We start from the raw sequence: 7724 nt of genomic DNA on the forward strand, positions 1-7724 counted from the left end.
AAATTATAGCCATTATAATGTTTATATAATTAATGAAATAAGCTAATACTATTTATTAATTAAAATAAAAAAGACCAAAACATTTCTGCTTTGGTCTTTAATTCGCTTACATTTTGCTAAGAAAGAAAATTATTTTTTCTTTTTCGCTTTCGCGTTTGGTAAGTCAGTGATGCTACCTTCGTAGATCTCTGCTGCCATACCAATTGATTCGTACAGTGTTGGGTGAGCATGGATAGTTAATGCTAAATCTTCAGCATCACAGCCCATTTCGATTGCCAAACCGATTTCGCCCAGTAATTCACCACCGTTAACACCAACAACCGCACCACCGATAATACGGTTAGATTGCTTGTCAAAAATCAGCTTAGTCATACCTTCAGAGCAGTCAGATGCGATTGCACGACCTGATGCAGCCCATGGGAATGTTGCTGTTTCGTAGCTGATGTTTTTCTCTTTCGCTTCTTTCTCAGTTAAACCAACCCATGCAACTTCTGGCTCAGTATAAGCGATTGATGGAATCACTTTAGGATCGAAGTAGTGTTTCAGACCAGAGATAACTTCTGCTGCAACGTGACCTTCGTGAACACCTTTATGAGCCAGCATTGGTTGACCAACGATGTCACCGATAGCAAAGATGTGCGGCACGTTTGTACGCATTTGTTTATCAACATGGATGAAACCACGATCATCAACTTCAACGCCAGCTTTACCTGCGTCTAAGTTCTTACCGTTAGGTACGCGACCGATAGCCACTAACACGGCGTCATAACGTTGTGGTTCAGCTGGTGCTTTTTTACCTTCCATTGAAACGTAGATACCATCTTCTTTCGCTTCAACAGCAGTCACTTTAGTTTCTAACAGTAAGTTGAATTTCTTGCTGATTTGCTTAGTGAATACTTTAACCACGTCTTTATCCGCAGCTGGGATAACTTGGTCAAACATTTCAACCACATCAATTTGTGAACCCAGTGCATGGTATACAGTACCCATCTCAAGACCGATGATACCACCACCCATTACCAGCAGACGCTCTGGAACTTCTTGCAGTTCTAATGCATCTGTTGAATCCCAAATACGTGGATCTTCATGAGGAATAAATGGCAACTGAATTGGACGTGAACCCGCAGCAATGATCGCATTATCAAAGTTGATAGTGGTGCTGCCGTTTTCGCCTTCAACAACCAGTGTATTCGCGCCAGTAAATTTACCCAGACCGTTAACTACGTTAACTTTACGGCCTTTCGCCATACCCGCTAAGCCGCCGGTCAGTTGAGTAATCACTTTTTCTTTCCACAGACGAACTTTGGAAATGTCAGTTTTTGGCTCGCCAAATACGATACCGTGTTCAGCTAATGCTTTAGCTTCTTCGATAACTTTAGCAACGTGCAGTAATGCTTTAGAAGGGATACAACCAACGTTCAAACAAACTCCACCAAGAGTTGAGTAACGTTCTACCAAAACAGTTTCTAAACCTAAGTCAGCGCAACGGAATGCCGCAGAATAACCTGCTGGGCCTGCACCAAGCACAACGACTTGGGCTTTAATTTCAGTACTCATCATGACCTCTTTTTGTTTTGTCCAGCGGGGCCGCCGAATAAACGAATTTTCCACTGGTAAAGTACACACCGCAAGCAGTTTACAGAATTGTTAACATCCTGAAAAGGCTGAATACGTGACGTAACTCCCAACCTTTCGTTGCAACAGCGAAAAACTCTGCCCCAGCCTAAATAAAACAGACCGGTCAATTGACCGGTCTTATTAGTTACATTACCAGACGGCGAATATCGCTCATCAGTTGTCCAACTAAAGTGATGAAGCGCGCACCATCAGCACCATCAATCACACGGTGGTCAAATGACAGAGACATAGGAAGCATTAGGCGTGGAACAAACTCGCTACCATTCCAAACTGGTTTGATAGAAGAGCGAGACAGACCCATAATTGCCACTTCCGGTGCATTCACAATCGGTGCAAAACCGGTAGTTCCGATACCACCTAAGCTAGAGATAGTGAAGCAACCGCCTTGCATGTCAGCAGCGGTCAGTTTACCTGCACGTGCTTTCTTAGACACTTCGCCCAGCTCACGAGATAACTCCATAATGCCTTTTTTGTTCACGTCTTTGAAAACAGGAACAACTAAGCCATTTGGCGTATCTACAGCGATACCGATGTTGATATATTTTTTCAGGAACAGACGCTGAGCATCTTCTGAAATAGAGCTGTTGAAGCGTGGCATTTCTTCCAGAGCACGAGCAACCGCTTTCATTACGAAGACCAATGGCGTGATTTTCACATCCAGTTTTTTCTTCTCAGCTTCTTTGTTCTGCTGCTTACGGAACTCTTCAACTTCAGTGGTATCCACTTCTTCCATCAGAGTTACGTGCGGGATCATGACCCAGTTACGGCTCAGGTTAGCGCCAGAAATTTTCTGGATGCGACCCAGCTCAACTTCTTCAACTTCACCAAATTTGCTGTAATCAATTTTCGGCCATGGAAGCATACCCGGTAAACCACCGCCAGCTGCTGCTGGTGCTTCTGCACGTTTAATTGCATCTTTAACGTAAGCTTGAACGTCTTCACGTAAGATACGACCTTTACGGCCTGTACCTTTCACTTTCGCTAAGTTCACGCCAAATTCGCGAGCTAAACGACGAATTACTGGTGTTGCGTGAATATACGCATCGTTCTCAACAAATTCATTTTTGCTGTCAGCTGCTTTAGCTGGCGCAGAGGCTACTGGTGCGGCTGCTGGAGCTGCAACTGGTGCAGAAGCAGGAGCTGCTGTAGGTGCAGGTGCTGCACCCGCAACTTCAAAAGTCATAATCAGGGAGCCAGTTTTGACTTTATCACCAGTCGCAATCTTAATCTCTTTAACTGTACCTGCGAATGGTGCCGGTACTTCCATTGATGCTTTGTCGCCTTCAACGGTGATTAAAGATTGTTCAGCAGTTACAGTGTCGCCAACTTTTACCATGACTTCGGTAACTTCAACTTCATCACCACCGATATCTGGTACGTTAACGTCTTTGATTGCCGCTGCTGCTGGTGCCGCAGCTGGTGCTGCTGGAGCCGAAACCGCTGCCGCAGGCGCTGCGCCTGCAACTTCGAATACCATGATCAGCGAGCCAGTTTTCACTTTATCGCCAGTCGCAATCTTAATCTCTTTAACTGTACCTGCGAATGGTGCCGGTACTTCCATTGACGCTTTATCGCCTTCAACGGTAATCAGAGATTGTTCAGCCGTGATTGCATCACCTACTTTAACCATGATCTCAGTGACTTCAACTTCATCACCACCGATGTCTGGTACAGCAACTTCTTTCAGTGCTGCAGTAGCAGGAGCAGCTGGTGCCGCCACTGGAGCCGCAGGCGCTGCTGCTGGTGCAGATGCACCTTCTGCTGAATCAAAAATCATGATTAATTTGCCAGTAGTAACTTTGTCACCCACTGCAATTTTAATCTCTTTAACCACACCCGCTTGTGGAGATGGGACTTCCATAGACGCTTTATCACCTTCAACAGTGATGAGCGATTGCTCTGCTTCTACTTTATCACCAACTTTTACCATGACTTCGGTGACTTCAACTTCATCAGCACCGATATCTGGCACTTGGATTTCAATAGACATTGATTATTACCTCTTATGCCAAACGTGGGTTAACTTTATCTGGGTTGATGTTGTATTTTTTAATCGCTTCTTCAACGACTTTAACATCAATCTCACCACGTTTAGCCAATTCACCTAACGCTGCAACGATGACATACGTTGTATCCACTTCGAAGTGGTGACGCAGGTTCTCACGGCTGTCAGAACGACCGAAACCGTCAGTACCTAATACACGGTACTCACTGGCTGGAACATAAGTACGGATTTGTTCAGCGAACAGTTTCATGTAGTCAGTCGATGCAACAGCAGGTGCATCATTCATGACTTGCGCTACATAAGGTACGCGTGGCGTTGCTGATGGGTGCAGCATGTTCCAACGCTCACAGTCTTGACCATCACGCGCCAATTCAGTGAATGAGGTTACGCTGTATACGTCAGAACCAATTCCGTATTCCGCAGCCAAGATATCGGCAGCTTCACGAACGTGGCGCATCATAGAACCAGAACCTAATAACTGCACTTTACCTTTCTTGCCTTCTACTGAAGCCAGTTTATAGATACCTTTACGGATACCTTCTTCAACGCCTTCTGGCATTGCGTGCATGTGATAGTTCTCGTTCAGAGTCGTGATGTAGTAGTACACGTTCTCTTGTTTTTCACCATACATACGCTCTAAACCGTCTTGCATGATAACCGCAACTTCATAAGCGTAAGCTGGGTCATAAGAAATACAGTTAGGGATAGTCAGTGATTGAATATGGCTATGACCATCTTCGTGCTGTAAGCCTTCACCGTTCAGTGTTGTACGACCAGAAGTACCGCCAATCAGGAAGCCACGAGCTTGTTGGTCACCTGCTGCCCACATTAAGTCACCAATACGTTGGAAACCAAACATAGAGTAGTAAATATAGAATGGGATCATAGGCAGGTTGTTAGTGCTGTATGATGTTGCAGCCGCTAACCATGAAGAGCCTGCACCCAGTTCGTTGATACCTTCTTGCAGGATCTGACCTTTAGAGTCTTCTTTATAGTAAGCAACTTGCTCACGATCTTGCGGTGTATATTGCTGACCTTTCGGGCTATAGATACCAATTTGACGGAATAGACCTTCCATACCGAAAGTACGTGCTTCGTCAGCGATGATTGGTACTAAACGCTCTTTGATTGAGTTGTTTTTCAACATGACATTCAGTGCACGGACGAATGCGATTGTTGTTGAAATCTCTTTAGATTGTTCTTCCAGTAATTGACTGAAATCTGACAGAGCTGGAATTTCCAGTTTTTCATCAAATTTAGCGCGACGAGCTGGTAAATAACCACCCAGAGCTTGGCGACGTTCGTGCAGATATTTGTATTCTTCAGAATCTTTATCGAAAGTGATTAATGGCAGTTTTTCGATTTGATCATCAGCAACTGGCACATTGAACTGATCACGGAAGTGGCGAACGCCGTCCATGTTCATTTTCTTAACTTGGTGAGCAATGTTTTTACCTTCTGCTGTTTCACCCATACCATAACCTTTGATGGTTTGAGCTAAAATAACAGTTGGTTTGCCTTTGGTTTCTTGTGCTTTTTTGAATGCTGCATATACTTTCTTCGGATCGTGACCACCACGGTTCAGCGCCCAAATTTCGTCATCAGTCATATCTTTCACTAATGCAGCCGTTTCTGGATAACGGTTGAAGAAGTGTTCACGCACGTATGCACCATCGCGTGATTTAAATGTTTGATAGTCACCGTCAAGGGTTTCGTTCATCAATTGAACCAATTTGCCGGTCGTATCTTTACGCAGCAGTTCGTCCCAACGGTCGCCCCACATAACTTTGATAACTTGCCAGCCAGCACCACTGAAGATGCCTTCTAATTCATTAACGATTTTACCGTTACCTGTTACTGGGCCATCAAGACGTTGCAGGTTACAGTTAATAACGAAGACTAAGTTATCTAACTTATCGCGAGTTGCGATAGTAATTGCACCTTTAGATTCTGGCTCATCCATCTCACCATCACCTAAGAACGCATAAACACGCTGTGCTGAAGTATCTTTCAGACCGCGGTTATCCAAATATTTTAAGAACTTAGCTTGGTAGATAGCATTGATTGGACCCAGACCCATCGATACGGTTGGGAACTGCCAGAAATCAGGCATTAATTTAGGATGCGGATAAGAAGACAGACCATTGCCACCAATTTCTTGACGGAAATTATTCATCTGCTCTTCAGTTAAGCGGCCTTCTAAGAATGCACGTGCATAGATACCAGGGGAGATATGGCCTTGGAAGAAGACTAAGTCACCACCGTCATTATTGTTATGAGCACGGAAAAAGTGGTTGAAGCAAACTTCATATAAAGTTGCGGAAGACTGGAATGATGCCATATGACCACCCAGTTCTAAATCCTTTTTAGATGCACGCAGAACGGTCATTACAGCGTTCCAGCGAATTGCAGAACGGATACGGCGTTCTAAATCCATGTTACCAGGGTATGCAGGTTCATCTTCAACAGCAATTGTGTTGATATAATCAGAACTACCAGATGCACCAGCGGCAATGTTAACACCGCCTTTACGTGCTTCGCTTAATACCTGTTCGATAATAAACTGTGCACGATCAACACCTTCTTCACGGATGACCGATTCAATCGCCTGTAGCCAGTCGCGAGTTTCAATCGGATCCACGTCATTTTTTAACATATCTGACATGGTGTATTCCTTATCTGTTATCTATTTTATATGGTTATGTGGAGCCTATCTTCCTGCCATTTTCTTCATGTTAATGAAAACAGCGGGAAGATAGGCCCTGATGTAGTTGCCGCTTTATCTCTAACTAAGAGTACTCACAGTAATGTAGACGCAGCAGTCAGGATCTACACTACCAATTTTAAATCTGGTCTAGATCTGGATGTTGCTGTAAGCGACGTAGTGAACGCTCTCGGCGAGTCTGCTCACGCCCAATGTCCAGCAGCAAATCTTCAATAAAAGCAAGATGTCGATGAGACGCTTCTCTCGCTTTTTCCGGTTCCCTTGCGACAATAGCAGAAAAAATCTGTTCTCTATGCTCGCTTACTGCGTTGTACATCTCTTTACGGGTATATAGGAACTCAAAATTCTGGCGGATATTTTGCTCTAACATAGGGATCATGCAACGTAGCAAATGTAACAGCACTACATTATGAGCAGCTTCCGTTACAATCAGTTGATACTGTAATACCGCATCTGATTCCGCGTTAAGATCACCACTTTTCTGAGCTGATTTAATCAACTCATAACTTTGGCGAATACGCTCTAAATCTTCTTCCGTACCACGTAATGCCGCATAGTAAGCAGCGATGCCTTCTAATGCATGACGCGTTTCAAGAAGATCTAATTGAGATTCTGGGTTACCAGCAAGTAATTCGGTCAATGGGTCACTAAAACTTTGCCACATCTGTTTTTGTACAAATGTGCCACCACCTTGACGACGAGATAGAAGACCTTTAGCTTCTAAGGTTTGAATAGCTTCACGCACTGATGGCCTTGAGACATCAAATTGCTTAGCAAGTTCACGTTCAGGAGGCAGCTTTTCGCCGGGGCGTAAAGTCCCCTCGAATATGAGATGCTCAAGCCGTTGCTCGATTACATCTGATAACTTTGGTTGGCGAATTTTACCGTAAGTCATAATCTGCCATTTTCATAGTGAGTAATTATTGATTATCTAGTACCCAGTGTTAATTGGTCATACCAATTATTTTATGGCTTAATAAAGTAACAAAGTATTCACTATCTGTCCATAAAGACCTTGAGCTAAATCATAAAATCCTGCAAGTTTTAACGATTTATTTTAAAAAAAGCATTAATTAATAACCAAGCCTTGATTAAACAACACACAAATTTAACAAAAAATATGACTTTTTATGCCGTTAAAATTAAAACTGAACCGTTACAGCTTACCAATTTTCGCATATATAATCACAAAATGTGAATACAGACTCAAAGGGTAAACATTATGCACATTTTTATAAAAAAACGCCATGACCATAGTTAATGATTTGTTAAATTCATAGTTAGCAAAAATATACTTACGTAATTAATCATATGAAAACTGCATACCAATGGTAAAAAAATATCCCGTAAATATTC

At 43.2% G+C, this 7724-nt stretch carries 4 protein-coding genes; all 4 read right to left on the reverse strand.

Annotated features, from left to right (window positions below; translation table 11 throughout):
• Positions 1-129: 129 nt before the first annotated feature.
• Positions 130-1557: a dihydrolipoyl dehydrogenase gene (lpdA, locus tag JK188_RS15405; protein ID WP_036951171.1), complete on the reverse strand. Its 1428-nt coding sequence runs from the start codon at positions 1555-1557 to the stop codon at positions 130-132.
• Positions 1558-1762: 205 nt separating this feature from the next.
• The gene (gene aceF, locus JK188_RS15410) at positions 1763-3628 is read right to left on the reverse strand and encodes a pyruvate dehydrogenase complex dihydrolipoyllysine-residue acetyltransferase (protein ID WP_187129498.1); all 1866 of its coding nucleotides are present in this window, start codon (positions 3626-3628) and stop codon (positions 1763-1765) included.
• A gap of 13 nt (positions 3629-3641) precedes the next feature.
• On the reverse strand, positions 3642-6308 hold the full coding sequence (gene aceE, locus JK188_RS15415; protein ID WP_211886278.1) for a pyruvate dehydrogenase (acetyl-transferring), homodimeric type: 2667 nt from the start codon (positions 6306-6308) through the stop codon (positions 3642-3644).
• Between the two features lie 178 nt (positions 6309-6486).
• Complete coding sequence (pdhR, locus tag JK188_RS15420; RefSeq protein ID WP_154602546.1) at positions 6487-7263, reverse strand: pyruvate dehydrogenase complex transcriptional repressor PdhR; 777 nt, start codon at positions 7261-7263, stop codon at positions 6487-6489.
• Positions 7264-7724: the final 461 nt, after the last annotated feature.

Source organism: Providencia sp. JGM181 (assembly GCF_018257375.1).
Lineage (GTDB): Bacteria > Pseudomonadota > Gammaproteobacteria > Enterobacterales > Enterobacteriaceae > Providencia > Providencia lanzhouensis.